The organism is Nucisporomicrobium flavum (genome assembly GCF_016464385.1).
Taxonomy (GTDB): domain Bacteria; phylum Actinomycetota; class Actinomycetes; order Mycobacteriales; family Micromonosporaceae; genus Actinoplanes; species Actinoplanes flavus_A.
On record NZ_JADMLH010000011.1, the window covers coordinates 39,317 to 63,320 of the forward strand.

General features: G+C 71.9%; 25 protein-coding genes. 14 read left to right on the forward strand and 11 right to left on the reverse strand.

The genetic code is table 11. The annotated features are described in order from the left end of the window. Positions 1-13: 13 nt before the first annotated feature. Together IT780_RS24970 and IT780_RS24975 are read right to left on the reverse strand one after the other, a co-directional pair. Complete coding sequence (locus IT780_RS24970) at positions 14-484, reverse strand: SRPBCC family protein (protein ID WP_307831359.1); 471 nt, start codon at positions 482-484, stop codon at positions 14-16. A gap of 41 nt (positions 485-525) precedes the next feature. Then, complete coding sequence (locus IT780_RS24975) at positions 526-1,191, reverse strand: TetR/AcrR family transcriptional regulator (protein WP_199514098.1); 666 nt, start codon at positions 1,189-1,191, stop codon at positions 526-528. Between the two features lie 106 nt (positions 1,192-1,297). Between IT780_RS24975 and IT780_RS24980 the strand changes: the two genes are divergently transcribed. Next, positions 1,298-2,227: an SDR family NAD(P)-dependent oxidoreductase gene (locus IT780_RS24980; RefSeq protein WP_199514099.1), complete on the forward strand. Its 930-nt coding sequence runs from the start codon at positions 1,298-1,300 to the stop codon at positions 2,225-2,227. Here IT780_RS24980 and IT780_RS24985 read toward each other — a convergent pair. After that, entirely contained in the window at positions 2,190-3,113 is a 924-nt protein-coding gene (locus IT780_RS24985; protein WP_199514100.1) for a phosphotransferase family protein, read from the reverse strand. The genes IT780_RS24980 and IT780_RS24985 overlap by 38 nt on opposite strands. A 164-nt stretch (positions 3,114-3,277) precedes the next feature. Between IT780_RS24985 and IT780_RS24990 the strand changes: the two genes are divergently transcribed. From IT780_RS24990 to IT780_RS25030, 9 genes are all read left to right on the forward strand, one after another. Beyond that, on the forward strand, positions 3,278-4,507 hold the full coding sequence (locus tag IT780_RS24990) for a serine hydrolase domain-containing protein (RefSeq protein ID WP_199514101.1): 1,230 nt from the start codon (positions 3,278-3,280) through the stop codon (positions 4,505-4,507). Between the two features lie 67 nt (positions 4,508-4,574). Further along, positions 4,575-5,804 carry an alpha/beta hydrolase gene (locus IT780_RS24995; RefSeq protein ID WP_199514102.1) on the forward strand — a complete coding sequence of 410 codons (1,230 nt, stop codon included), beginning with the start codon at positions 4,575-4,577 and terminating at the stop codon, positions 5,802-5,804. 117 nt (positions 5,805-5,921) lie between these two features. Beyond that, entirely contained in the window at positions 5,922-6,386 is a 465-nt protein-coding gene (locus IT780_RS25000; RefSeq protein ID WP_199514103.1) for an ester cyclase, read from the forward strand. Positions 6,387-6,402: 16 nt separating this feature from the next. Then, positions 6,403-7,650 (forward strand): FAD-dependent oxidoreductase, encoded by a 1,248-nt coding sequence (locus IT780_RS25005; protein ID WP_199514104.1) that lies wholly within the window; start codon positions 6,403-6,405, stop codon positions 7,648-7,650. An 8-nt stretch (positions 7,651-7,658) separates the two neighbouring features. Then, positions 7,659-8,147, forward strand: coding sequence for a MarR family transcriptional regulator (locus IT780_RS25010; protein WP_233413480.1), 489 nt, complete (start codon positions 7,659-7,661; stop codon positions 8,145-8,147). 186 nt (positions 8,148-8,333) lie between these two features. Beyond that, positions 8,334-10,001: a sodium:solute symporter family protein gene (locus tag IT780_RS25015; protein ID WP_199514106.1), complete on the forward strand. Its 1,668-nt coding sequence runs from the start codon at positions 8,334-8,336 to the stop codon at positions 9,999-10,001. A gap of 26 nt (positions 10,002-10,027) precedes the next feature. Next, a complete protein-coding gene (locus tag IT780_RS25020; protein ID WP_199514107.1) occupies positions 10,028-10,417 on the forward strand; it encodes a hypothetical protein in 390 nt (129 codons plus the stop codon). Positions 10,418-10,452: 35 nt separating this feature from the next. Further along, on the forward strand, positions 10,453-10,947 hold the full coding sequence (locus IT780_RS25025; protein WP_199514108.1) for a universal stress protein: 495 nt from the start codon (positions 10,453-10,455) through the stop codon (positions 10,945-10,947). Further along, the gene (locus IT780_RS25030; RefSeq protein WP_199514109.1) at positions 10,931-11,524 is read left to right on the forward strand and encodes a DUF6197 family protein; all 594 of its coding nucleotides are present in this window, start codon (positions 10,931-10,933) and stop codon (positions 11,522-11,524) included. The genes IT780_RS25025 and IT780_RS25030 overlap by 17 nt, the downstream gene beginning before the upstream one ends. Before the next feature lie 63 nt (positions 11,525-11,587). Here the strand turns inward: IT780_RS25030 and IT780_RS25035 are convergent, their stop codons facing one another. Beyond that, positions 11,588-12,727, reverse strand: coding sequence for a tetratricopeptide repeat protein (locus tag IT780_RS25035; RefSeq protein WP_199514110.1), 1,140 nt, complete (start codon positions 12,725-12,727; stop codon positions 11,588-11,590). Continuing rightward, complete coding sequence (locus IT780_RS25040; protein WP_199514111.1) at positions 12,724-14,010, reverse strand: ATP-binding protein; 1,287 nt, start codon at positions 14,008-14,010, stop codon at positions 12,724-12,726. Before IT780_RS25040 ends, IT780_RS25035 begins: the two co-directional genes overlap by 4 nt. 62 nt (positions 14,011-14,072) lie before the next feature. On the opposite strand from IT780_RS25040, the gene IT780_RS25045 reads away from it, so the two are divergent. Then, entirely contained in the window at positions 14,073-14,552 is a 480-nt protein-coding gene (locus IT780_RS25045) for a GNAT family N-acetyltransferase (protein WP_199514112.1), read from the forward strand. Positions 14,553-14,635: 83 nt separating this feature from the next. Here IT780_RS25045 and IT780_RS25050 read toward each other — a convergent pair whose 3' ends face one another. The 4 genes from IT780_RS25050 to IT780_RS25065 all read right to left on the reverse strand — a co-directional run bounded on the left by IT780_RS25050 (position 14,636) and on the right by IT780_RS25065 (position 19,468). Continuing rightward, entirely contained in the window at positions 14,636-16,339 is a 1,704-nt protein-coding gene (locus IT780_RS25050) for a DUF1996 domain-containing protein (RefSeq protein ID WP_199514113.1), read from the reverse strand. A gap of 171 nt (positions 16,340-16,510) precedes the next feature. After that, complete coding sequence (locus tag IT780_RS25055; protein ID WP_199514114.1) at positions 16,511-17,461, reverse strand: Acg family FMN-binding oxidoreductase; 951 nt, start codon at positions 17,459-17,461, stop codon at positions 16,511-16,513. Then, on the reverse strand, positions 17,458-18,912 hold the full coding sequence (locus IT780_RS25060; RefSeq protein WP_199514115.1) for a nitronate monooxygenase: 1,455 nt from the start codon (positions 18,910-18,912) through the stop codon (positions 17,458-17,460). The genes IT780_RS25055 and IT780_RS25060 overlap by 4 nt, the downstream gene beginning before the upstream one ends. A gap of 88 nt (positions 18,913-19,000) precedes the next feature. After that, on the reverse strand, positions 19,001-19,468 hold the full coding sequence (locus IT780_RS25065; RefSeq protein WP_199514116.1) for a hypothetical protein: 468 nt from the start codon (positions 19,466-19,468) through the stop codon (positions 19,001-19,003). A 258-nt stretch (positions 19,469-19,726) separates the two neighbouring features. Between IT780_RS25065 and IT780_RS25070 the strand changes: the two genes are divergently transcribed. Both IT780_RS25070 and IT780_RS25075 read left to right on the forward strand, forming a co-directional pair. Then, positions 19,727-20,746 carry a pectinesterase family protein gene (locus tag IT780_RS25070; RefSeq protein ID WP_199514117.1) on the forward strand — a complete coding sequence of 340 codons (1,020 nt, stop codon included), beginning with the start codon at positions 19,727-19,729 and terminating at the stop codon, positions 20,744-20,746. A 70-nt stretch (positions 20,747-20,816) separates the two neighbouring features. Continuing rightward, entirely contained in the window at positions 20,817-21,695 is an 879-nt protein-coding gene (locus IT780_RS25075; protein WP_307831360.1) for an NADP-dependent oxidoreductase, read from the forward strand. Positions 21,696-21,710: 15 nt separating this feature from the next. Here IT780_RS25075 and IT780_RS25080 read toward each other — a convergent pair whose 3' ends face one another. Further along, positions 21,711-22,637 (reverse strand): GGDEF domain-containing protein, encoded by a 927-nt coding sequence (locus IT780_RS25080; protein WP_199514119.1) that lies wholly within the window; start codon positions 22,635-22,637, stop codon positions 21,711-21,713. A gap of 293 nt (positions 22,638-22,930) precedes the next feature. Here IT780_RS25080 and IT780_RS25085 point away from each other — a divergent pair, with 293 nt between their 5' ends. Further along, positions 22,931-23,137, forward strand: coding sequence for a DUF397 domain-containing protein (locus IT780_RS25085; protein ID WP_199514120.1), 207 nt, complete (start codon positions 22,931-22,933; stop codon positions 23,135-23,137). 13 nt (positions 23,138-23,150) lie between these two features. On the opposite strand, the gene IT780_RS25090 is transcribed toward IT780_RS25085, so the two are convergent. Beyond that, positions 23,151-23,990, reverse strand: coding sequence for an SAM-dependent methyltransferase (locus IT780_RS25090; protein ID WP_199514121.1), 840 nt, complete (start codon positions 23,988-23,990; stop codon positions 23,151-23,153). Positions 23,991-24,004: the final 14 nt, after the last annotated feature.

Here is a 24,004-nt window from a genome sequence, read left to right on the forward strand (position 1 = left end):
ACGTCCGCCGCGCTCACCGCCCGTGGCCGGCCGTCTCCGCCAGACGCTTGACATGAGCCGCGCGCAGCACCAGCAGTCGCTTCAGGTACGGCACGAGCACCGCCCGGGCCACCACCGCCCCCACCGGCCCGAACGGCGCGCGGATCGTCATACGGTCCGTCATTCGCGTACGCCCGTCGCCGAGGTCCTCGAACAGGTGCTCGTGTCGCATGGCACGGAAGGGCCCGCGGGTCTGTACGTCCACGAAACGATTCGGGCGCTCGTACGCCTGGATCCGGCTCGTCATCCGCCAGCGCACCCCGAAATGACGGGCCCGGAACGTGACGTCGTCGCCGAGAGTGAGCCGGCGGCGGCCCGTGGTCGTGGTGGCTGTCTCCCGGCTCCCGGCCACGGAATCGGCGTGCACGTCGACGTCGAGCTCCAGGTCGAAGACCGTGCCGGGGGCGGCGTTGATCAGGGAGACAACCTCGATCACGGCCGGCACGGGAGCAGCCTAACGCCGGCCGATCCGCCCGGTGCGCCAGGTCAGGCGCGGGGCAGGACGCCCAGCAGGGTGGCGGTCAGGGCCAGCTCCAGCGATTCCCCCAGCTCCAGGCGGAAGCGCGCCAGGTCGGGCTCCGCCGCGTACGCCGCCTGCAGGCTCGGCGGGGGAGTGCTGTACGCCGACAGCGCGCCCGCCATCACCATGGTCTGCAGGCTGAACAGGATGGCGTTGTCACCCAGCTCCGGCAGGCGCTTGCGGATCAGCTCGGTCATGGTGGTCAGGCGGTTCAGCGACGCGCGCTTGTAGCGGGTGACGACCTCGACCGAGACGTTGTGTTCCAGCACGCTGCCCTGGGCGCCGAAGAGGTCGCACAGCACCGTCCGGCTCGCGAGGGAGCGGCTGAGGACCCGGGCCACCGCTGCCGCCCGGCCGGCCATCGGCTGGTTGTCGTCGACGCCGGCGGCCAGCTCGTCCGCGAGCTCCGTCAGCCACTCCCGCAGGAAGCGGTCGAGCAGTTCGAGCAGCACCGCCTCGCGGGACTCGAAGTAGCGCAGCACGTTCGGCTTCGCCAGGCCCGCGCGGCGGCTGAGCTCGTTCAGGGTCACCGCGGCCACGGGCATCTCGTCGAGCATCGCCGCCGCCGTGTCGAGGATGGCCCGCCGGCGGATCTCCCGCTGCTCCTCGGTGCGCGCCCGCTGGAATGTCACGCCCGCCAGCCTAACTTACGTACCTCCGGTACGTTGACATCGTACCGGAAGTACTTTAACGTCGTCGGCACAAGATACCTTCGGTACTTTAATTGGGGAGCCCGGCATGACCGAGAACTGGACGACGGCGAGCATTCCGGATCAGCGCGGGCGGGTGGCCGTGGTGACCGGCGCCAACACCGGCCTGGGGTACGAGACGGCCAAGGCCCTCGCCGAGCGGGGAGCGTCCGTGGTGCTCGCCGTCCGCGACGTCGAGAAGGGTGCCAGGGCCGCGGCCGGCATCGCGGGCGACGTGACCGTGCAGGCGCTGGACCTGACCTCGCTCGACTCCGTCCGGACCGCGGCGGCGGAGCTGCGGTCCCGGCTCGGCCGGATCGACCTGCTCATCAACAACGCCGGCGTGATGTACACACCGAGGCAGACCACCCGGGACGGCTTCGAGCTGCAGTTCGGCACCAACCACCTCGGACACTTCGCGCTCACCGGGCTGCTGCTGGACCTGATGCTGCCCGTGCCCGGCTCGCGCGTGGTGACGGTCAGCAGCACCGGGCACCGCATCCGGGCCGCCATCCACTTCGACGACCTGCAGTGGGAGCGGTCGTACAGCCGGGTCGGCGCGTACGGTCAGTCCAAGCTGGCCAACCTGATGTTCACCTACGAGCTGCAGCGCCGCCTCGCCCCGCACGGCACCACGGTCGCGATGGCCGCGCATCCCGGCATCTCCAGCACCGAACTCGCCCGCAACGCCCCCGCGGCCCTGCGGCTCCCGCTCACCTGGCTCGCGCCGATGATCACCCAGACGCCGGCGATGGGCGCCCTGCCCACCCTGCGCGCCGCCACCGACCCCGCCGCGCTCGGCGGCCAGTACTACGGTCCCGGCGGACGCTTCGAGGTCAAGGGCCACCCGCGGCTGGTCACGTCCAGCCCGGAGTCGTACGAGGTGGCCGTCCAGCAGCGGCTGTGGGCCGCCTCCGAGGAGCTCACCGGCGTCAGCTTCCTCAGCCCCGCAGGTCTTGAAGTTCCGGGAGTCGGCTGAACAGGTCGGGGAGTCCGCGGAGGCCGTTCCGCACGGACTCGTGGGACAGCGCGAGCTCGGGTCCGGCGCCTGCCTCGACACCGGCGAGGCAGCGCAGGATGTTCCACCTCGTGTGCCCCAGCCAGCCGCCGATCAGGAACACGAACCAGCTCGGCCCCCACGGCGGCAGGGTTCCGCCGCCCGCGGCGTAGCCGTCGAGGACCGTACGGAAAATGGCGGGCCGGATGTCGTCGAAGCCCGGCCCCTTCGCGAGGCTCAGCGCGGTCGAGCCGAGCTCGCCGGACAGGTCGAGCATCCCCGACAGCTCCCAGTCGAGCACCACCGGCCGCCCCTCCCGGGAGAGCAGGTTCCACGGCTGGATGTCCCGGTGGGTCAGCACGACGGGGCCCGGGCGCTCACAGGTCTCCACGAATCGGGCGATCGCGAGGAACGTCGCGACCCGCGAGGCGAGCTCGCCGGCCCACGGCTGCCCGGTGGCCGTGGCCCGCTCGGCGAGCTCGGGCCAGTCCCGCGGCGCCGGCTCCTCCGCCGGGACGTGCGGCCACGCGACGCCGAGCGCATGGATGCGGGCGAGGATCTCACCGATCTCGAACGCGTACGCCGGCGACACGGGTTCCTCGGGCACCTTCTCGCCCTCGACCCACCGATGCACGAGCATGCCGGGGCCGGCCGAGATCGGCTCGGGCATCGGGACGCCGGCGGCGAACGCGGCCCGCTCGAACCGGAACACGTCCGCGGCGTGGTAGGCCGAGCGGCGGTCGAGGACGTTCAGCTCCTTCACCGCGAAGGATCCCCGGTCGGTGTCGAGCCGGTACATCCGGTTGGCGAACCCGCCGTGCACCCGGACCATCGGAGCGATCGGCGTGCCGAGCTGGGAAAGGTCCATCCGACGCAATCTAGGGCCGCCGGCGGGGTGCCGCACCCGATTTGACCGGCGCGTCCGTCAGCTCCGGGGGAGTCGAGCCGCAGCGGGGTCCCCCGCGCGGGGGACAGCCAACTGTCCACTCTGTGGTGACGTTTCGCGGAGCGGATTTCCCTAGCGTTTCCGGCATGAAGAGATCATTCATGACAGTCGTCGTCGCGGCGGCGGTGGCCGGGACGGCCGTCGTCGGTATCGGGGTCGCTCAGGCCAGGACCACCGACCGGCCGGTGCCGGTCGCGTTCCGGCCCGGCCTGACCGCGACCCTCCAGGCCGACGCGGACGCGCTGCGGAAGTACGGCGCCCCGGGCGTGCTGGCCGAGCTGGACACCGCGCGCGGTGACGTGCGGGTGCGCAGCGGGTACGGCAACGTCGACGCGCGGACGCCGGTGCCGTGGAATGCGAAGTTCCGCATCGGCAGCTACACCAAGACGTTCGTGGCGGCCACCATGCTGCAGCTCGTCGGCGAGCGGAAGCTGTCGCTGGACGACACGGTCGAGCGGTTCCTTCCCGGCCCGATCCGGGGCAACGGCAACGACGGGCGGAAGATCACCGTACGGCAGCTGCTGCAGCACACCAGCGGCCTGCCCGAGTACTTCATGGGCGTGACCGACTCGGACACCGCCGAGGGGTTCCTGAAGACCCGGCTGCGCACCTACACCGACGCCGACCTCGTCAAGCTGTCCCTGCAGTTCCCGTCCGAATTCCCGCCCGGCTCGAAGTGGGACTACTCCAACACGAACTATGTCGTGGCCGGGATGATCATCAAGAAGGTCACCGGGCACAGCTGGCAGCAGGAGGTGCGGACGCGGATCGTGGAGCCGCTCCGGCTGCGCGACACCTCCCTGCCCGGCACCACCCCCACCATCCCGCGCCCGCACGCGGTGGGCTACCAGCGGTTCCCCGGCCCGGGCGGAACTCCGGAGGATCCCCGCTACGGTGAGCCGATCGACGCGACGGTGCTGAACCCGTCCATGGCCGACGCCGCCGGTGAGATCATCAGCACCACGGACGACGCCAACCGGTTCCTGCGGGCCCTGCTGGGCGGCAAGGTGCTCAAGCGCGCGCAGCTCGCCGAGATGCTGCGGACCGTCGAGACCAGCGACCGGCTGACGACCCGGTTCCCGGGCGGCCGGTACGGCCTGGGCATCGTGTGGGCGCAGAACTCGTGCGGCGGCTACTGGACGCACGGCGGCGACATCCCCGGCTTCATGACCCGTAACGGCGTCACCCCGGACGGCTCCCGCAGCGTCACCGTCTCGATCAACACCGATTCGCTCCAGCCGGACCCCGGAGTTCAGCTGCCCACGGTGGACGTGGCCACCGACCTGATCGACCACGCGCTCTGCGGCGCCCGCTGAGCCCTGCGGGCCGCGCCCGTTCGCCGGGCGCGGCCCGCCGTCCACCACCGGGGAAGGACCCAACGACATGACAATCGCGAAAAGGTACGGCCACCTGCCGATGGTTCTCGCCACCGCCGCCCTGCTCACCGTGGGCGTGGGAGTCGCCAACGCCGGCGAGCGCACGGGCGCTACAGCCGCCACCACCACCGCGGCCGCCGCACCGTCCGGCTGGGAGGGCATCACCCGCGAGCAGGTGCGGATCGACCTCGGCGCAGGCTGGGTCACCGACGGGGAGCTGACCTACCCGGCCGCCGCCGGGGGCCGTCTGCCGCTGGTCGTGTTCCTGCACGGCAGCGGACGCAACGACATGAACCAGACTGTGCCGGGCGGCAAGGGCTCGACGTTCGTCCGGCTCGCGCAGGCCGCCGGCCGGGAGGGTTACGCGACCCTGCGGTTCAACAAGCGCGGGGTGACCGGCATCGGGCCGGTACGCACCACGGACCCCGCCCAGCTGACGCCGGAGAAGCCGTACCAGCGCACCCAGCTGGACGCCGCCGCGGTGGTCCGGTTCGCCGCACGGTCGCCGCGGGTGAACCCGTCGAAGATCATGCTGCTCGGCCACAGCGAGGGCACCAACGTGGCCGCCAACCTCGCCGCCGAGCCGAAGCGGTACGGCATCCCGAAACCGGCCGGGGTGGTCGCGATGGCGGTCGTCGGCAAGCCCGTCGAGCAGCTGGTGACGTTCCAGGTGTACGGCCGCCTGCTGCTGCAACTGCACGACGAGTTCGACCTCGACGGCGACGGCCGGCTGACGGCCGTGGAGGCGTCCGATGGCCTGGTGGGCCAGCCGGAGGAGGTCGCCGCCCTGTTCCGCTCCGTGCTGCTCGACGGCGGGCGGGTGAAGGCCGGCACCGACCGCAACCACGACGGCCGGATCGCTGTCGACGCCGAGGCCGGCCCGGTGCTGCGCGAGCTCACCGGCATCGACGCGTACCCGGAGATTCCCAGCCTGGACCCCTTCCTGGTCACGTACCTGAAGGATCTCGGCCGTTTCCCGACCGTCGAGCGGGCACTGCCGCGGTTCTCCGGCCCGACGCTGCTGCTCAACGGCGAGAACGACCTCGAGACCCCGGCCCGGGCCGCCCTCGCGGCGGACGCCGCGGTGGCCGCGGCCGGCAACCGGGACCACAAGGTCGTGATCTACCCCGGCCTGGCGCACACCATGAACCTGTCACCCAGGTACGCCGATGAGCTGGGTGAACCGGACCAGCGGGTGATCGACGAGGTCCAGGGCTGGCTCAAAGCGCACCGCTGATCGCGACCTGTGGTCATGCACCCAGCAAAGCTCGCGTCCGGCCCGGGAGGGAGTCACCGCTCAAAGGGGTACCGGCAGGGGCCCCTTCCGGCCGGACCGGCTGCCTAACCTGGGGACATGGACAACCGCAGCGAGGTACGCGCGTCCCTGAGCTCCCGCCGGGCCAGGATGCCGATGAGCGCCGCTGACCTGCGCACGATCTATGTCGACTACCTTCAGGCAGCCAACGACCGCGAGTTCCACCGCATGGCCGAGTTCGTGCACGACACCCTCGTCTTCAACGGCGACCCCGTCTCCCGGGACGACTACGTTGCCGCGATGCGGCAGGCGGTGGACTCGGTGCGGGACTACACCTGGCGCCTCGACGACCTGGTCATCGAGGGCGAACGGGCGGCGGCCCGGCTGACCGTCACCGGCACCCCGGTCAGGGAGTGGCGGGGCCTGCAACCCACCGGCCGCGACGTCACCTTCACCGAGTGCGCGTTCTACCACTTCCGCGACGGCCGCTTCGAGCGCATGTGGTACCTCCTCGACACCCGGGCGATCGAGGAACAGCTGGCAGGCTTGCCGCAATCATCTTAGTCATTAAGATAACTGGATGGATATATCGACCGACTTCTCGGTGGCGATCGCCGGCGCCGGACTGTCCGGCCTCTGTCTCGCCCAGTACCTGATGCGGGCCGGCGTGGACGTGCACGTCTACGAGCGCGACCCCGGACCCTTCGTCCGGCGGCAGGGCTACCGGATCATCCTCGACCGGTACGGGCTGGAGGCGCTGCGGGAGAGCCTGCCCCGCCCGCTGTACCGCCTGGCGCTCACCACCGGCGACGAGCCGGGCGGGCACATGCGCTTCACCGACAGGCGCCTGCGGGACGCCTTCACCGTCACCTTCAAGGACGAGCCGCACGCGACCCGCCAGGTCGACCGGCTGACCCTGCGGTCGATCCTCATGTCCGGACTGGACGGGCGCGTCCACTACGGCCGGTCCGCCGTCGCGGTCGACAGCGGCGGCCCAGCCGGGCTGCGGCTGCGGTTCACCGACGGACGGTCCGTCCCGGCGACCGTCGTCGTGGGCGCGGACGGCGTCGGCTCGGCGCTGCGCGCGCAGCTCATGCCGGACGCGGATCCGGCCGGAACCCCGATGGCGGGCGTCTACGGCAGGTCCCCGCTGCGGCGGGACGGCGGGAGCGTCATCCCGGAGGCTTTGCGGACCAGCGGGGTCCTGGCCATCGCCGACCGGCCCGGCCGGGCCTTCTTTTTCACCTCCATGCGATTCGGGGAGAGCCCGCGGGAGGCGTTCGCGCGCCTGGCACCGGGCAGCTATGCGCCCACCGGCGACGACTACGTCATGTGGGGGCTGCTGCTCCGGCAGGAGGAGGTTCCCGCCGGCGTCCGCGGGGACCTGCTGGCGCTGCGGGAGCTGGCCGCCCGCAGGAGCGCGGACTTCCACCCGCTCATCCGGCGGCTGGTCGACACCGCGGAGCCGGACGCCACCGTGCTCAACCTCTTCGCCACCGGCCGGCGCCCGCACCGGTGGGCCGTGCCCCGGGCGACGATGATGGGCGACGCCGTCCACGTCATGCCGCCGTTCGGCGCCCACGGCGGCAACACCGCTCTGCGCGACGCCGCCCTGCTCGGCCACCGGCTTGTCGAGGCCCGCGCGAACGGTACGCCGGTGGAGGAGGCGATCGCCGCGTACCAGGACGAGATGGTGCCGTACGCCTTCCGTGCCGTCGACACCGCCGCCGGGCTGATGCGCCGCCTCACCGGGGGAGCGGCCGCCCCGCACTGGGTGCTGACCCGGGTGCTACCGCGGCTGCACCGGGTCACCGTACCCGAGGCATGATGGCGGGCATGACCCACGAGCCGGCCCGCGAGTCCGCGATCGCCGACCTCATGCGTGCCGGCCGCGAGACCTCGCGGCTGTCCGTGGTCTTCCGGTACGCGATCGCGGACCGGCTGGGTCTCACCGTGAGCGACCTGGAGGCCCTGGACTTCCTGGCCGACGTCGGATCCGCCACCGCGGGCCAGGTCGCTGAGCGAACCAACCTCACCACCGGAGCCGTGACCAGCATGCTCCGCCGCCTCCAGCAGGCCGGCTATGTCACGGCCGACCGTGACCCGGCGGACCGGCGCCGCGTGATCGTCACCCTGCGGCCGGAGCGGGCCGCCGAGCTGGAGCGACCGTACGAGCGGTTCGCCGAGCGGGCACAGCGGCTCATCGAGGGCTACAGCGTCGAGGAGCTCACGTTCCTGGTCCACCACTTCGGCCGCATGCAGGCGATGTACCTCGCCGAGCTGGACGGCCTCCGCGGCGACGACACCGCGCCGCGGTCCGCCTGAGGCCGGCAATCGCCATCGGACCACCCTTGCGCATGCCGAATCCGTGCTTGACGACGTCAATGGGCCGTTGTTCACTGGCCTTGACAATCGACGAGCGCTGATGAGTAAACAGGGGTCAGTCCGTCCGCAGTACGCGTGATAAATGTCTGGACATTCTCTCCCACACCAGCTGGGAAGGGGCCGATCATGTTTGTGGCGGCGGACAGCGGCAGCGCCCTGAGTCTGGACCTGAGCCCGGTCGATCTGGTGCTGATGGTGATCTACTTCTCCTTCGTGCTGGGCATCGGGTTCGCGCTCAAGCGCGCGGTCAAGTCGTCGCTGGACTTCTTCCTCTCCGGCCGGTCGCTGCCCGCATGGGTCACCGGTATCGGGTTCATCTCGGCCAACATCGGCGCGGTCGAGCTCCTCGGTCAGTCCGCCAGCGGCGCCCAGTACGGCGCGTCCATGGTGCACTACTTCTGGATCGGCGCCATTCCCGCCATGGTGTTCCTGGGCATCGTCATGATGCCCTTCTACTACGGCTCCAAGGTGCGCAGCGTCCCCGAGTACCTGCGGTTGCGGTTCGACCCGAAGGCGCACCTGATCAACGCGATCACCTTCGTCGTGGGAAGCATGCTGATCGCCGGCGTGAACCTCTACGCGCTGTCCATCGTCCTCGAGGCGCTGCTCGGCATCCCGCTCATCTTCGCCATCATCCTGTCCGCCGCTTTCGTGCTGTCCTACATCCTGCTGGGTGGGCTGACCAGCGCCATCTACAACGAAGTGATGCAATTCTTCGTCGTGCTCATCGGCATGGTCCCGTTGACGATCATCGCGATCAAGGAGACCGGCGGCCTCGGCCGGCTGTTCGACAGGCTGAGCGCGGAACACGGCGCGGCGTTCGTGGAACCGTGGACGGGCACGGGCGTCGGCGGCTCCAACCCCGTCGGCGATTGGATCGGCATCATCCTCGGCCTGGCCTTCTGCCTGTCCTTCGGATACTGGACGACGAACTTCGCCGAGGTCCAGCGCGCGATGGCCGCCAAGGACGGCAACTCCGCCCGGCTCACCCCGATCATCGGGGCCTATCCCAAGTCGTTCGTACCCCTGATCACCATTCTGCCGGGCATGGCCGCTCTCGTTCTGCTGCCCGGCATCGGCACCGCCGGCAGCGGACTGGAATACAACGACGCCATCCCCGCACTGATGGACAAGTACCTGCCCCCGGGTGTGCTCGGGGTCGCGGTGACCGGTCTGCTGGCCGCGTTCATGGCCGGCATGGCGGCGAATGTGTCGAGCTTCAACGCGGTGTTCACCTACGACCTCTGGCAGGACTACATCCGGCCGGGTCGCCCCGACCGCTACTACCTCGTGGTGGGCCGCTGGGTGACCGTCGGCGGGGTCGGTGTCGCCGTTCTCACCGCGCTCATCGCCTCCGGCTTCAGCAATATCTCCAACTACCTGCAGACGTTGTTCTCGTTCTTCAACGTCCCGCTGTTCTGCGCGTTCATCATCGGCATGTTCTGGCGGCGGGCGAGCAGGAGCGCGGGTTTCTGGGGCATTCTGGCCGGTACGGTGACCGCCGTTCTCGTGTACGCGCTCTACAAATTCGACGTGCTGCAGTTCCGCAGCGATCTGCACGAGACGATGTGGGGCTCGATCGCGGCATTCTGCGCCGGTGCCCTCGCGATGGTGCTCGCGTCGCTGCGAGAGCCGCGCAAGACCGACCAGGAACTGCACGGGCTGGTGTACGGGATGGAGATCCGCGACGCCTCCGACACCGCCGCCCGCGCGTGGTACCGATCGCCGATCGTTCTCGGGGTCGGGGTGCTCGTCCTCAACGCCGGGCTCTACGGCGCCGTCTACGCGTTCTGACCCGCTGAACCCGAGGAGGTTCCGCCATGACGTCACCGGAGGAGAGGCCGGGCGAGCACGGCACCGACTTCTGGGCGAAGCTCTTCGACATCCGTTCCTTCACCGGCGCGCTGTTCCTGATCTTCGGTGCGATCGTCACAGTCGTCGGGCTGACCGCCGGCGACGCCGATATCCGCAAGTCCGCTGGATTGAACCTCGCGCTCATCATCGGGCCGATCATGCTCGCCATGGGGCTGTTCTTCGTGGTCTGGCTCCTGCTCAAGCCACCACAGCTGTTGCACAGCCATGAGGTCACCGAGGAGGACCTCCCCGAACAACTGCGCCACCGCGGCCTGGAAGCCGTCCCCGAGCACCCCGGCGAACCGGGCACCGACCCGCCGCCCCCGCCAGGACGGCGCCGCCCGGGCGGGCACTGACCGTTCAGGGAGCCGCCTGCCGCGTAGGAGGGAACATGAGGTACGGCACGATCATCGTCGGCACCGACGGTTCGGAGTCCGCGCTCAAAGCGGTCGAGCAGGCCGCCGAGATCGCCGCGGCGCGCTCCGCGCGGCTCCTCCTGGTGTGCGCCTATCACCCGTTGACGGCCAAGGAGCAGAGCATCCTCGCCGCGGCGGTCGGCCCCACCAGCATGTACCAGGTGGCCGGGACCGACGCCGCCAAGGAGGCGCTCGAGGCGGCACGGCAGCGTGCGGCCGAGGCCGGCGCATCCGACGTGACCACGACGCTGGTCAAGGGCGATCCCGGTCAGGCACTGCTGACGACGGCGAAGAAGCAGGGCGCGGACCTCATCGTCGTGGGCAGCCGCGGCATCAACACGCTCTCCGGGCGACTGCTCGGCTCGGTGCCGGCGGACGTGTCACAACGGGCATCGTGCGACGTCCTCATCGTGCATACGATGAAGGGCGGGCCCCGCACTTTCGGGAGCAGCGATGACACGGACGATTGACGAACGGCCCACCACTCCTCACGGCGGACCGGTACGGCAGCAACGACCGGACCGGGAGGGCGTGCGGCGATCGCTGCTCGCTCGGATCCGCGCCTTCCGGAGGCCGGAGCCGGACGCCCCGCCGTGGCAGGGCCGGCCCGAGGAGGCGTACCACGTCCTGCAGGATGCCCGTGCGGTGATCGCGCAGGGCTGGATCCAGGATCGCTGGTACGCACGCACCCCTGCCCCACTCCGCCCCGGGGCGCAGTCGTCCCTCGCGTCGGACAACCGCGGTGGCGCCCCCGCCGCCTGCCTGGTCGGCGCTGTGGTCTATGCCGCCCGGCAGCGCGGACCGGGCGACGACTTCGTCAAGGCAGGGCCGGCGCTCGATCACCTCTGGGACGCCTGGCAGGAGGCGCGGGGCCTGGGCGGCACCGGGATCGCCGGCTGGGCGGCTCCCCGGGAGCTCCGCCTGGCCCGCGTATGCGATCTGACGCGGTGGAACGACCAGCCGGGCCGTACCCGCGAGGAGGTCCTGGATCTGGTCGACCGCGCCACCAGCCGCGCGGTCATGGCAGCGATGAACCGGCTGCGCTGACGCCGGCGGGCCTGTCTCGCGGCGGCGCCGCCATCGCTGCCGGGGGAGGGAGTCGGCCGGGCGTCAGTCCTGCGGCGTGGCCTCACGGCGGCGCGCGGCCACGCTGAACCAGCCCCGCCGGACCTGCCAGGACACCTCGCGGGCGAACCAGTTGCGGGCCCGCAGCAGCAGGAGGATGAACGGCAGCGAGGTCGCCGGCATGGCGAACACCTTGACGCCGCCGGCCCCGCTGGGGTCGGGATCGATCGCGAACAGCACGGCGGCGACCGCTGTCACCAGCACCCGGAGCGCGGCCAGCGCGAACGTCGGCCGGTGCAGGTTCTGGCGGATCAGCGCCCGGGTCGGGCCGGACAGCGCCCGCAGTCGCCACCGGACGTACGCCGCCGCGCCGGCAAGACCGCATCCGGCCGTCACCACGGCCGCCCCGACGCCGGCCGGGCCGTCGACCTGTGCCCGTACCGCCAGTGCGGCCAGCGACGCGGCGATCGCGATCAGGCTGGCGATGTCGGTGATCAGCCAGAGCGCCGCCCGGGCGCTGCGGGTGGCCATACGCACGACGGACTCGTCGGTCGGCGCGGCGGCGAGGGACGCCGCCAGCAACGGCGACGCGCTCAGCGCGTACCCGCGACCGGCGTCCAGCTCCGCCAGCGAGGACAGCGCGACCGGGTCGTCGGGGGCCAGCGCCAGGGCGCGCTCGTACGCCGTCCGCGCCGCGCCGAACCGGGCCATGCGGCGCTGCACGTCACCCTCGGCGACGTACGCCATCGGGTCCTCGGGCGCGAGTTGCCGTGCCCGTGCCACGGCCCGGTCGGCGGCCGCGATGTTGCCGGTGCCGCCGGCGCCGAGCAGCGCGTACACCATCACGAGCTCGTTGCGGTGATCCTCGGGGTCCAGTTCGCGCGCGGTGTGCGCCGCGGCGAGGCCCTCACGGATGCGCCCGGTCTCCAGCATCAGGGCGGCGAGCTGGCGGTGGGCGAGAGGGAACTCCGGCGCCAGCGCGGCGGCGTGGGCGGCCACCGAGATCGCCTCGTCGTGGCGCCCGCCGGCGTGCCGGCACGCGCTGAGCAGGACGAGCGCGACCACGTCGTCCGGGTGCTCCGCGAGGTGCCGCTCGACCAGCGGCGCGGCGTCGTCGGGGCGTCCCACGGCCAGCAGGTGCCGCACCCGGGCCGCCATCTCCTCGAGCGGTGCCGGCGGGGTCACCGCAGCAGCTTCCGAGCCTTGAGGTACGCGACGAGGTCGTCGTACGCGCCGCCCTCGTTGCTGAACATCGCGACGTTGCGGGCCGTGGCGAACCACGGGCCGGTGGACGGCCGGACCTCGCCGAGGGCCCGGTCGAAGTCGTGCTGCCCGATCATCCGGACCTTGCCGCTGCGCATCGAGTCGGCCATCGCGTACTCGGCCGCCGTCTCGCACAGGTGGGTCAGGTCGGCGCCGGAGAAGTCCTCGGTCGCCGCGACGATCCGGGGCAGGTCGATGCCCGCGATCGGCCGGTCGCGCAGGTTGAGCCGGAGGATCGCGTCCCGGGCCGCGGCGTCCGGCGGCAGCACCAGCACCATCCGGTCGAGCCGGCCGGGACGGCGCAACGCGGGGTCGACCTGCCAGGGCGTGTTCGTCGCGGCGAGCACGAACACCCCCTCGTTGTCGGCGTCGATGCCGTCCAGCTCGGCGAGCAGCTGATTGCCCACGGTCCGCATCGAGCTGGAGTGGGTCTGAGAGCGCTTCTGGCCGAGGGCGTCGACCTCGTCCAGGAAGAGCACGCACGGGGCGTTACGCCGCGCGGTCTGGAACAGCTCGTGCAGGTTGCGCTCGGAGTTGCCGATCCACATGTCCAGCACGTCGACGATGGACAGCGACATGAACCGGGCGCCCATCTCGCCGGCCACGGCCCGTGCCAGGAACGTCTTGCCGCAGCCGGGCGGGCCGTACAGCATCAGGCCGCCGCGCAGGCTCTTGCCGTACAACTTGCGCAGTTCCGGGTCGCGCAGCGGGCCCAGGAAGGAGAGCTCGAGGCGCTCCTTGACGGCGTCCATGCCGCCGACGTCGGCCAGCCGCACCTTCGACGACTCGACGTCGAACTGCCGGTCGCCATCCCCGCGGACCGGTTCCGGCAGATCACCTGCGGGATTGCGGACGGGCGGGGCGCCGGGCGGTGGCTCCCCGGTGACGTAGCGGGGCGGCACGACATCGGACAGCTCCTGCTCGTACGCCATCAGCGGGTCGTCCGGAGCGGGACCGGCGGTCGTGGCCGCAGGCGGACCGACCGGCCCGGCACCGGGCGCGGTCGCGGTGAGGGCGCGCCGCATGAGCCCCTGCGCGGCCTGGTTCCCGGGATCCCGCGCGAGCACCAGCCCGACATGCGGCACCGCGTCGGCGGCCCGGCCGAGGTCGACGAGCACCCCGGCTACGTGCAGGCGCAGCGTCAGGTCGTCGGGGCGCGCCTCGAGGGCGGCGGTGAGGCTGGTGATCAGGGCGTCGTCGCTCATGGCCCGAGCAGGATACGGGAAACGCGGACGCGGGCCTGAGGGGAGCCGCGTACTGTGCGGTCGTGGACGAGCTGATCGAGCTGTATGCCGGTTCCCGTGCCGCCCTGCGGCCGTTGTTCGAGCTGGCCGAGGACTCGGTGGCCCAGCTCGACTCCTACCTCGATGACGGCCGGGTCCTGGTGGCGGTGTCGGGCGGCGAGGTGATCGGTCACCTGCAGCTGGTCGACGGCGGCCGTCCCGGAGAATTCGAGATCAAGAACATGGCCGTCCGGGAGACCCACCAGGGAAGCGGCGTCGGCCGGCGGCTGGTACGGGCGGCGATCGAGCTGGCGGCATCCGAGGCGGGTACCACGCTCCGGGTCGCCACGGCGGCCGCCGGCATCGGCAATCTGCGCTTCTACCAGCGGCAGGGCTTTCGGATGCGCTCGGTGGACCGGGACGCGTTCACGCCGGCGACCGGGTACCCGCAGCAGATCGTCATCGACGGCATCCCGCTGCGTGACCGCGTGTGGCTGGACCAGGACCTGGCCGCTGAGCGGTAGACGCCCGGCACGGCTCGGAGTGGTCGCGCCCCGTCTCGTGCCGCCGGCGACCTGGGAGGGCCGGGCGGCACGAGACCGCGCGTTCACCGGCCCGAGCAGGTGCGGGCCTTGTTGATGCAGGTCGCGATGCGCTGCATCGTGCGGGCGGAGTTGACGTTGACGAAGTCGTCGTGGTCGGAGAAGGGGTTGTGGTCCTCCTCGGGGAAGGAGTCGAGCGCGTACTGGCCCCTGGTCTGGACGTCGCGGGGGATGGCGTACGAGATCGTGATCCGTAGCTGGGGGATGGCCACGAAGCCCGCGGGGCAGGCGCCGGTCGTCCTGTCGGCGAACGCGACATGGCTGCGGTGGTTCGTGCTGTCGGTGTTCCTGCCGTCCCAGCAGCCCGGGAAGTCGTGGACGCGCTGCACCTGCCGGCCGGCCGGGCAGACGGGGTACCGGTCGGAGAGCCGGTCGGCGAACCCGGAGCAGGTCCAGGCGGCGCGGGCGTTGGCCGGGCCGCGGCTGGTGGGTTTCGCGTCGCCGGTGAGGGCGCGCAGGAACTTCGGCATGGGTACGACCTTGGCGGTGGCGTTGCCGCGGTACTCGATCAGCACGGAGGACGGCCGCACGATCCCGCCGGTGTTGTTGGGCAGCTCCAGGTTCGGTCCCTGCGGGGCGGGCAGCGCGGTGCCGGGCGTGCTGCTCTGCGCATCGACGGTGCAGGTGGCGAGGGCGCCGAGGTTCCGGGGCCGGTCGGCGTGGCGGCCGATGGCGGTGGCGATGCGGTCGAGCACGGCGGTGCGCCGGGCGTTGAGCGGTCCGAGGACGGCGTTGGCGACGAAGTCGGGGCCGCCCTGGCCGCGGGTCGTGACCAGGCGTTCGTCGGCCTCGGCGATCTGCCGGTCCAGCTCGGCGAGGTTCCTGTCCACCTCGGCGACAGCGGGTGCGGGGACGCCCGGGAGCTTGTCGCGTACGGTCGGGCAGCGGACCTGAGCCGAGGCGACAGTGCGGGCCTTGACCTCGGCGGCGGTGTGCCGCATGGCCGCGTGCATGCCGTCGTAGCTGACGTCGCACTCGACGAGCGAGACGAGCCCGGAGCTGCGGCCGCCGCCGGCCGTGATGCTGTCGCTGATGCCCTTGATGAGCCGGGCGCGTTCGGTCCTCAGGGACGCGAGGAGCGCGTCGTTGGCGCGGGCGTCGATGCGTCCGCGGCTGTTCGCCATGCGCTCGTCGGCCCGGGCGGTCGCCTCGTCGAGGCTGCGTAGCCGGGCGAGGACGGCCTGGCGCGCGCCGGCCGGCACGGCGGGGAGCCGGTCGCGCACCCTCGGGCACGTCACGGTGGGCGTGGTGCTGGCGAGGGCCTGGCGTACGGCCGTGGCGGACCGTACCGAGCGGTCGATGCGGACCACGGGCCAGAAGTACGACGACTTGTCGCCGTTGGTGCAGGTGGTGCCGGACGCGTCGAGGTCGGCGTCCGACGAGGTCGCGGTGATGGCGAGGTTGCCGACGAAGTCGTGCACGTGTTCGGCGCCGTTCCTGATCCCGGGTTGCGCGACCGGGTTGTCGGGGCTGAACTTGCCGTTGCCGTTCGTGCCGCAGTCGACGACGAAACGGCCACGGGAGCCGTTCGCGCGGACCCGGGGAACCGTGACGTTCGGCCGTACGGTTTCGATCGCGACGTATTGCTGCAGCTCGGTGGCCGCGTCGGCGGTGCCCTTGCCGCCCGCGGAGACGAACGTGACGGTGAGGGCGCCCGTCGCGGCCAGGACGGCGGCGGCGATGCCGATCCTGGCGTGGCGCGATCGCATCAGTGCATGTCGTGGTCCGGGGATTCGCACGCTGCTCTCCTCGAGATCGAGTCGTCGACGGCTCGGCTCAGCCGTCGGGCAGCGGTACGGCGCCCCGCCCGGCCCCGGACGGGTCGCACGGCAAGCGTCAGAAGACGGTAAGGATTGCGCCGCGGCGCCGACGGGGTGCGGTCACGCGGGGAGCAGCACGTCCTCGAGTGGGCGCCGGGGCGTGCCGCCGGCCGGTGTGCCGTACCCGATGCGCAGCACCATCTGCACCCACAGGGCCGCGTGCGGGTCGATGAGCCGGCGCCGCACGGCCGGGACCTCCACCGGCTGGCTGATCGGCGTCGTGGCCAGGCCCTTCCAGGTCGCGGTGAGCAGCACCCGTTGCAGCGCCTGCCCGGCGCGCAGCCAGTCGCTGCACTGGTCGGCCGCGGTGGCGAGCACCAGGATCGTCGGGCGCGGCTCGAACTTCTCACAGCGTCGCAGGCCCGGCCACAGGCCGGAGAAGTCGCGGGTCGGCACCGTCTCGAGCGCGTCCCACGGCCCGGCCGCCGACTCCGGGATGCCGTCGTGGCGCCGGATCCTGTCCCGGGTCCAGCGGGCGAGCTCGTCGTGGTAGCCGGGCCGGGACTGCAGCCAGCCGTCCGCGGACCGGGCCATGCCGAGGATCGCGTCCCGGCCGGGCGGTTGGGCCACGGCCAGCACGGCGCCTTCCTTGTACGCCGCGGCGCGCAGCTCCTCGACGACGGCGGCGGGAACCGCGGCCTGGGCGAACGGCCGCCGGTTGGTGTGCCGGTGCGGGATGGCGGACGCGAGCGCCTCCACGGCGGACGTGGCGGGGCCCGGGTTCGTCGGCGTCACCCGGGCCACGAGGTCGGGTTCGTCCGGCTCGGGGAACAGGGTCACATCCGACCAGAAGCCGGCCTGCCGCAGCGCCAGGCGCAGGTTGAACACGGCGGCGCCCACGCTGATCAGCTGCTCGCGGCCGGCCGGGTCCAGCACGTGCAGACGGCGGCGTGAATCGGCGTACACGTCCACCGCCGCCTCGCGGAAGCGGAAGCGCCAGGGCTGGCTGTTGTGCAGTGACGGTGCGGCAGTCGCGAGGCGTACGCAATCGGTCAGGATCTGGGTGATCATGATTTGTCCCTCAGAGCGGCGGTGAGCAGGTACCGGACGACGTCGGCGGCGGTGTAGTCGGCGCCGTGCCGGGTCAGGTGCGGGAGGAACGCCAGGTCCTGCCCCAGGGTGACCAGGGGCGGTTCGAGGTAGCCGTCGGCGCGGCGCTGACCGAGCCCGACGGTGGCGGTCAGGCCGTTGCACAGGCAGCGGCTGCCGACGGTGTCGCCGGCCGCTCCGCCCTTGCGGACGTACTCGTCGACCGGTTCCGCCGGGCAGCGGTAGCCGACCGCGCCGTTGGGACGACGGTACGGGGTGCGCAGGTAGCCGAGGTCGCACAGCCGGGGACGATCCGCGTAGACCTGGTCGTCGGCGGCGGTGCCGGTGAGGGCGGCGAGTTTGAAGGGGAATCCCGTCGGGGAGGCCCGCACGTCGTTGCGGACGGTCAGCGTTCCGTCGGCCGCCTCCCGCAGCAGCCGCTGCCTCAGACCGTCGTCGAGGCCGGACTCGCGGCACAACGCGAACGCCGTGCCGACCTGGATACCCGTCGCGCCGGCGGCCCGCGCCGCGGCCAGCCGTTCAGGGCTGCTCTGCGCGCCGGCGAGCCAGAACGGCAGGCCCAGCGCGGCGACCTTCGGCACGTCGATGTGGTCGCGCGGCCCGTACACCGGCTCGCCGTCGTCGTCGAGGGTGAGCCGTCCCCGCGGCCGGGCGCTGTGCCCGCCGGCGACCGGTGTCTCCAGGACGAAGCCGTCCGGGCGGGTGACCGGGTCCCGGGCGAGGTAGACGGCAAGGGTGGCGGAGGAGACGATGGCCAGCAGCCGCGGCCGGCGCACCGGCTCGGGCACCTCACCCAGGACCTCGCGCGGGTCGAGGGTGACGTGGTGGTCCTCGTCCGGCAGAGCGCCGTGCACGGTGACCGTCAGGCGGGCGGGACGGTGGGCGGCCAGGGTGTCCAGCAGGCCGGGGATCTCCGTGGGCAGGCCCGCGCCCATCAGCACGTAGTCGACGCCGGCGAGCATCGCCCCGTACACGGCGGCCGGGGTCGCCGTCTGGATCTTCTCGAGGAGGTTCATCCCGATCGGGCCGTCGTGGCCCTCCTTGGCCAGGAAAACCTCGACGAAGGCGCCGGCGACGGCCAGCTGCTGCGCCTGGAGCCGGGTCCGCAGGCCGAGCTTCGGCACCGGCCGCATCGGCCGGCCGCCGGCGAGCCCGCCGGGCACGAAGTACCGGCGCAGCACCGCCTCGGCCACCGCGGGCGCCGGGAACCGCGCGAGGGCGCGCCGGACGTGCCCGCCGTCATCGCCGGTCTGCAGGCGCCGGGCCAGCAGGGCGTCCAGGGCGACGCCGGAGACGACCCCCAGCTGCCCGCAACGCGCGACGGCCCGCGCCAGCCGCCACCCGGAAACACCGACGCCCATCCCGCCCTGGACGATCGCCGGCGGTGCCGTGCTCCGTGTGGCGTCAGCCATCCTGCGTCTCCTGTCCTCGCCCGGTGTGCGGTGCGAGCTTGCGGAACCATGGGCACCGCCGGACAGAGGCTTAAGTCCCGCCGGGCCGTCAGACACCGTGCAGGGCCAGGGCCAGGAAAGCGGCGCCCATCGCGGTGAACACGGCACCGAGCGCGAGCACCAGCACGGTGATCTGCCACGCCTGGTAAGCCCCGAGCAGCGCCCCCCGCAGGCTCTGACCCATGAACGCGGTCTCGCGCAGCCGGGCCAGCCGGTCATCGGTGCGGCCCCCGGCCATCCACTCGTCGGCGATCTCGGAGTACGTTCGGCCGCCGGTCGCCTTCGCCACGTGCGCCCCGATGAGCTCCGCGAACGCCCTGGCCTGCGCGCCCGTGTGCACCGGCGTCCCGGCGTAGCGGTGCAGGCCGGCGGGCAGACCCTCGTCGGCGGGGAAGGTGATCCGCTGCTGCGCCAGCTCGCTGGTGACGCTCCGCCGGCCCACGAGACCCTGCACGATCATGGTGGGTCCGGCGACGAGGAGGACCGCTGCGGTCAGGCCGAGAAGAATCGCAATCATGCCACCCAGCGTCCGGTCGCAAAGCCCGGCGCGGCAGGGCATCAAGCCCCATGATCGGTACGGCCAGAGGTCCCGCCATGAGAGCTGGTGGTTCCGCCCGGACCATCTTTGTGACCGTTCACAGCGCGGGCAGATATCGATGAGCATCACTTGACACCCTGGTGGGGGTGGCCGATGCTCGAAGCAGTGCATCGGCAGCGGGCCCATCTGCTCGACCAATCTTGTTATCGGTAACATTTATCGAGAAAGCAGGCGCCCATGATCTCCGTCGCCGACCACCGACCGGCGCGAGCCTGCGCCGCCGTCGCTGCCGTCGTCGCCGCGGTAGCGGCCGTCACCGTCGCCGCGGGGGACGCCTCCGCCGCCGCCACGATCACGGTCGCCGCGGACGGCTCGGGCACCTACCGGACCATCCAGGAGGCGGTTGCGGCCGCGACCTCAGGGACCGTCATCACCGTCAAGGCCGGTACGTACCAGGGCCAGGTGCTCATCCCCTCGAGCAAGCCGGGCATCACCCTGCAGGGCGCGACGGGGACCTCGTCCGATGTGGTCGTCACGGGTGCCAGGCCGGCCTCGACGGCGGGTACGGCCGGCAGCGCCGTCGTGCTCAACCAGGCCGCCGGCACCACCGTCAAGGGCCTCACCATCCAGAACACGTACGCCGGCCACGACAGCCAGGCCCTCGCGCTGTACGCCGCCGGCGACCGGCAGGTGTACCGCAACGTCCAGCTCAAGGGCTACCAGGACACCTTCCTCTCCTGGGGCGGCACCGGCGCGTCCCAGGTCCGGCAGTACGTCTACAAGAGCTACATCGAGGGTGCCGTCGACTTCATCTACGGCAACGGGGCGCTGGTCGTCGACAGCACGACGATCCGTTCGCTCGACCGCGGCAGCTCCAACAACGGTTACATCACCGCTGCCGCCACGAACGCCGCCAACAAGTACGGCATCCTGATCACCCGGTCGACGCTGGTGAGCTCCGCCGCCGCGGAAACCGTTGCTCTGGGCCGCTGCTGGCACGCCGGCGGTGCGACGGACGCGATCGGTCAGGTGCTCATCCGCGAGTCGGCGCTCGGCGGCCACATCCGCCAGGCCGGCGCCTGGCAGGACATGAGTGGCTTCTCCTGGAGGACCTGCCGATTCTCCGAGTACGGCAACACGGGATCCGGCGCCACCCCGGGGACCGGTGACCGGCCGCAGCTGAGCGCCTCCACGGCCGACGGCTACACCGCGCAGAAGTACCTCGCCGGCAGCGACGGGTGGAATCCGGTCCAGTAGCTGCCGGGTCTAGAGTGGACGGGTGCTGGGAGTCGTGGCGGCCGCGCTCGGCGGTCCTGAGGTGTTGCAAGTGACGGAACTGCCTGATCCCGAGGCCGGTCCCGGGCAGGTGGTCGTCCGGACCCGTGCGGTCTGTGTGCACCCGGCCGACCTGGCCGCCACCACCGGCGAGATCCCGCGCGGGCCGGTGCCGCCGCCGTTCTCGCCCGGGTGGGACATCGCCGGCGAGGTGGTGTCGGTGGGTTCCGGCACGGCGGAGTTCCGGGTGGGCGACCGTGTCGTCGGGATGATCCCGTGGTACCTGACGCGGGGCAACCCCGGCGGCTACGCCGAGCTCGTGGCCGCCGAGGCGGACTGGCTGGTGCCGCTGCCGGACGGGCTCGACTTCGTGTCCGCGGCCACGGTGCCGCTCAACGCCCAGACCGCGCATCAGGGACTGTCGCTGGTGTCGTTGGCCATGCTTCCGGCCGGCAGCAGCATTCTGGTCACCGGTGCCAGTGGTGGCGTCGGTGGCTTCGCCGTCCAGCTTGCCGCTCGGGACGGCTACCGGGTCCTGGCGCAGGCCGGCCACGGGGACGAGCAGTGGGTGCACGACCTCGGCGCCCACGAGGTGGTTCCCCGTTCCGCCGATCTGGCCACGGTGGGTCCGGTGGCCGCGGTGTTCGACGCGGTCCCCGTCGGCGAGGCGGCGGCCGCCGCCGTCGAGGACAGGGGAGTGGTGGTCACCACGCGGCCCACCTCGGCCATCGTTCCGGCCCGCGGCGTGCGCCAGGAGCTGCAGCTCATCCGGCTCGACCGCGACCTGCTGGCCGACCTGGTGGTGCAGGTGGCGGAGGGACGGCTCCGCACGCGGGTGGCGGACACGATGCCGCTGACCGAGGCGGCCGACGCCCACCGGCGGGTGTCGGCGGGTGGCCTGCACGGGAAGCTCGTGCTGACGGTCGGCTGAGCGCCGGCGCCGCTGCTATCCGGCGGCTCTCCGGTCCAGGTACGGATCGGCTTCGGCCCGGACCGTGAGGCAGCTCGTGGGGATCGTGTCGACCATCGTGCCGGCGCCGTTCGGGCACCGGTAGCGGACCAGGGCCGCCCACTCGCAGGCGCCCTCGACCACTCCCGCGCGGCGGGCGCCGTTGCGGTGCACCCACACGGGGTCGCCCGGCCGGCACGCCACCGCGGGCGCCGGGGTGGTCAGGTCCGGCTCGTACGTCTCCACGTGGTCGCCGTTCCCGGTGGCGACGACCCAGGTGATGCCGGCCTTCCCGGTGGTGCTCGCGTGCCGCTTGGCGCTGAACATCGCCTGGTCCGCGCGGCGCAGCAGGTCGAGGAGATCGGCGGAGCCCTCGGCCGGGACGACGCCGATCGAGGCGGTGACCGACAGGGCGTGGCCCTTCACGTCCATCGGAGGCGCGATCGCGGCGCTCAGCGAACCGGCCACTTCGTGCCACCACGTCTCGGGGGCGTCCGCGCGCGGGGCTCGCGGCAGCGCGGCGAACTCGTCACCGCCGAACCGGGCCACCAGGTGGTCGCCGAGGCAGGCGGTCATGCGGGCGGCGACCGCGCACAGGACCTCATCGCCGGCGTCGTGGCCGTACGTGTCGTTGATCGGCTTGAAGCCGTTGAGGTCGAGGATCAGGACGGCCGGGGAGCAGTCGTCGCCGCGCAGCAGCTCGGGGGCGAGCGCGTGGAAGAGGCGGCGGTTGGCGAGTCCGGTGAGCTCATCGTGACCGGCCATCCAGCGCAGCGAGGCGCGCTCCTGCTCCAGCAATTGGACGTGCGCGGCGAGCTGATCGATGCGAGCCTGGAGGCGGGCGGCCTCGGCTCCGGTCCGCGGCTCGGCGTCATCCGGCAGGACACCGCCCATGTCGGCGGCGGCAGGATCGAGGATCCGCATCGGCCGTCCTCTCCAACTGCGGCGGACCAGCAGGAGCCGTCGAGCTCCACAGAGGAATCATGGCAGTCGGGCGGGACCCGTGCAAGATTTCACGGGGACAACTGTCGCGATGACATGATGCATCGATGGCGGGTTTCGCCTACGCTAGGTATGCGCCACTTTCGTGGTGAAAGAGTCCGGCGTGAATATCACGTGCTGACGGGCACTCAAAGCGGGCGTTGGGTGACACACCGGCCACCGGATCGGTGGTACGTCGGTTACCCAGAGCAAGCGGCTCGAGGGGGAGGGCACTGATGAGAAGCGACACCGGCTGGATCATTTCCAGCAGGTCGACGGGCAACGGCGGAAGTTGCGTCGAGGCACGCCGCCAGGACGGCCGGATCGAGGTCCGCAACAGCAAGGCACGCGAGGCCGGCACGGTGGTGTTCACGCTCGAGGAGTGGGACTCGTTCCTGTTCGGCGCCAAGCGCGGCGAGTTCGACCAGCTCCTGGCCGACTGACCACTCCGGGGCGTCAGGAGGGTCCGCTGGAGGACAGGCGGCCGACCCCGACGTAGAAGCTCGAGCGTTCCGGCTTGTCCTTGAACTCATCGACCATGTCCGGGTCCGGCCGCCAGGTGTTGAGCCAGACGAGGCCGGGCTCGATCAGCTCGAACCCGTCGAAGAACCGGGCCACGTCGCTCTTCCTGCGGGGAACGAGCGCCGTCGAGGTCTGCCGGCGGTAGTCCTGCTGCGTCTTCTCCCACAGCCGCTCGTCGAAGACCAGCTCGTCGATCGTCGCGTGCGCGATCACGAGGTGACTGCCCGGCGCGAGCGCGGAGCGGAACCTGGCCACGATGTCGCACACCTCGTCGGAGTCCTCGACGAAATGCAGCACCGCGACCATCAGCACCGCTACCGGTTTGTCGAAGTCCAGCAGGGTGCGTACCTGCGGATGGTCGAGGACGGCTCGTGGCTCACGGACGTTCGCGCGGATGGCCGTGGCGTACGGGTTGCCCTCGAGCAGCTCCAGACTCTCCGACACCGCGTCGGGGTCGATGTCCACATAGACCACGCGGGCGTCCGGGACCGCCGCCTGCGCGATCTCGTGGACGTTGCCCTCGGTGGGGATGCCGGAGCCGAGGTCGAGGAACTGGTGCACGCCGGCCGAGGTCAGGTAGCGGACGGCGCGGGCCAGGAACGCCCGGTTGTCCCGGGCGATGGTGCGCAGCATCGGGGTCCGCTCCAGCAGGGCCTTCCCCACCTCGCGGTCCGCCGGGAAGTTGTGGATGCCACCCAGGTAATAGTCGTACAGCCGGGCTGCCGTGACGGGCTTCCGGTGTGCGTCCTGTGCGCCGCGGCCCACGCTTGTCACGTCGCTTTCCCCTT

Coding starts and splice junctions, on each gene's coding strand:
- IT780_RS25040 (WP_199514111.1), bottom strand. CDS start 14,010: ATGAGCGACGACGCCCTGATCACCAGCCTCACCGCCGCCCTCGAGGCG.
- IT780_RS25065 (WP_199514116.1), bottom strand. CDS start 19,468: ATGATTGCGATTCTTCTCGGCCTGACCGCAGCGGTCCTCCTCGTCGCC.
- IT780_RS24995 (WP_199514102.1), top strand. CDS start 4,575: ATGACAATCGCGAAAAGGTACGGCCACCTGCCGATGGTTCTCGCCACC.
- IT780_RS25055 (WP_199514114.1), bottom strand. CDS start 17,461: ATGATCACCCAGATCCTGACCGATTGCGTACGCCTCGCGACTGCCGCA.
- IT780_RS25085 (WP_199514120.1), top strand. CDS start 22,931: ATGAGAAGCGACACCGGCTGGATCATTTCCAGCAGGTCGACGGGCAAC.
- IT780_RS25015 (WP_199514106.1), top strand. CDS start 8,334: ATGTTTGTGGCGGCGGACAGCGGCAGCGCCCTGAGTCTGGACCTGAGC.
- IT780_RS25000 (WP_199514103.1), top strand. CDS start 5,922: ATGGACAACCGCAGCGAGGTACGCGCGTCCCTGAGCTCCCGCCGGGCC.
- IT780_RS25050 (WP_199514113.1), bottom strand. CDS start 16,339: ATGCGATCGCGCCACGCCAGGATCGGCATCGCCGCCGCCGTCCTGGCC.
- IT780_RS25030 (WP_199514109.1), top strand. CDS start 10,931: ATGACACGGACGATTGACGAACGGCCCACCACTCCTCACGGCGGACCG.
- IT780_RS25010 (WP_233413480.1), top strand. CDS start 7,659: ATGACCCACGAGCCGGCCCGCGAGTCCGCGATCGCCGACCTCATGCGT.
- IT780_RS24980 (WP_199514099.1), top strand. CDS start 1,298: ATGACCGAGAACTGGACGACGGCGAGCATTCCGGATCAGCGCGGGCGG.
- IT780_RS24985 (WP_199514100.1), bottom strand. CDS start 3,113: ATGGACCTTTCCCAGCTCGGCACGCCGATCGCTCCGATGGTCCGGGTG.
- IT780_RS25070 (WP_199514117.1), top strand. CDS start 19,727: ATGATCTCCGTCGCCGACCACCGACCGGCGCGAGCCTGCGCCGCCGTC.
- IT780_RS25025 (WP_199514108.1), top strand. CDS start 10,453: ATGAGGTACGGCACGATCATCGTCGGCACCGACGGTTCGGAGTCCGCG.
- IT780_RS25005 (WP_199514104.1), top strand. CDS start 6,403: ATGGATATATCGACCGACTTCTCGGTGGCGATCGCCGGCGCCGGACTG.
- IT780_RS24990 (WP_199514101.1), top strand. CDS start 3,278: ATGAAGAGATCATTCATGACAGTCGTCGTCGCGGCGGCGGTGGCCGGG.
- IT780_RS25080 (WP_199514119.1), bottom strand. CDS start 22,637: ATGCGGATCCTCGATCCTGCCGCCGCCGACATGGGCGGTGTCCTGCCG.
- IT780_RS25060 (WP_199514115.1), bottom strand. CDS start 18,912: ATGGCTGACGCCACACGGAGCACGGCACCGCCGGCGATCGTCCAGGGC.
- IT780_RS25020 (WP_199514107.1), top strand. CDS start 10,028: ATGACGTCACCGGAGGAGAGGCCGGGCGAGCACGGCACCGACTTCTGG.